Raw genomic sequence first — 577 nt, forward strand, 5'->3', positions numbered from 1 at the left:
GTCGGCTGGCGGACGTGCACGGCAGAAAGAAGATCTTCCTGCTCGGCTTGCTCGGCTTCGCGGTGACCTCGGCACTCGGAGGGCTTGCCGTTGGACCGGCCATGCTTCCCCTGGCTCGCGCCGCCCAGGGGGTGTTCGCCGCGTTGCTCGCCCCTGCCGGGCTGGCGTTGTTGACGACGGCGTTCAGCGATGCGCGCGAACGCGCTCGCGCCTTCGGCATCTTCGGCGCCGCGGTCGGATCGGGGATGGCCGTGGGCATGGTTCTCGGCGGTGTCCTCACCGAACTCGGATCGTGGCGATGGTGCCTGCTGGTGAACGTTCCGCTGGTGCTGGCCGTCCTCGTTCCCGCCGTTCGGTTTCTCGCGGAGAGTCAGCTCGACGCCGTGGTCAAGTACGACCTGCCCGGCGCGATCACCGGCACGCTCGGCGTCGGAACGTTGATCTACGGCCTCAGCGAGGCGGAAACCGTTGGCTGGACTCATCCGTCCACGGTCGCGTCCGGACTGGCCGGACTGGCGCTACTCATCGCATTCGTCGTCATCGAACGCCGGTCGGAACGGCCGATGATGCCGCTGCG

1 protein-coding gene is annotated in these 577 nt (G+C 68.3%); it reads left to right on the plus strand.

All coding sequences use genetic code 11. The features are described from left to right. Window positions 1-14 precede the first annotated feature (14 nt). On the plus strand, window positions 15-577 hold a 563-nt coding region (locus IG04_RS0141810), incomplete at its 3' end, for an MFS transporter (protein ID WP_248782551.1).

The organism is Lentzea albidocapillata (genome assembly GCF_000719115.1).
In the GTDB taxonomy this organism is placed as follows: domain Bacteria; phylum Actinomycetota; class Actinomycetes; order Mycobacteriales; family Pseudonocardiaceae; genus Lentzea; species Lentzea albidocapillata.